The 478-nt window shown below is 69.5% G+C and carries 1 protein-coding gene; it reads right to left on the reverse strand.

Annotated elements, in window-relative coordinates:
- The coding region (locus tag MOV75_RS41750) for an FAD-binding oxidoreductase (RefSeq protein WP_369010510.1) at positions 1-478 on the reverse strand (478 nt) is incomplete at both ends.

The raw sequence follows: 478 nt of genomic DNA on the forward strand, positions 1-478 counted from the left end.
CACGTCCTCGACCAGCGTCGCGGTTCCGAACGGCGCCAGCAATTCGCGCAGCGATCCGGCGCGGTGGGCGGCGGAAGCGATGATGCCTTCGAGCCGCAGCACGGTCAGCGCCTCGCCCTCCCCTAGGAGATCGCCAAGCCCCTCGATCTTCGCCCGGAACGCCGATTTCGGCAGATGGGCCGCACCGGAGACGTCGAAGGGCGAGCCGAGCGCCGCGGTCATGGCCTTGTTGGCGGCGGCATCGTCGAGGCCGCGCAGCAGCAGTGTCCGCTCGGCCTCAGGCTTGGGCATCACCTTCAGCGTGACCTCGGTCATGACAGACAGCGTTCCCCAGGACCCCGCGAGAAGCTTGCAGAGGTCGTAGCCGGTGACGTTCTTCACCACCTTGCCGCCGGTCTTGAAGCTGTCGCCGAAACCGGAGACCGCATGCGCCCCGAGCAGGTGATCGCGCGCCCCGCCCGCCCTGATGCGCCGCGGG

Source organism: Bradyrhizobium sp. PRIMUS42, assembly GCF_023006515.1.
Taxonomy (GTDB): domain Bacteria; phylum Pseudomonadota; class Alphaproteobacteria; order Rhizobiales; family Xanthobacteraceae; genus Bradyrhizobium.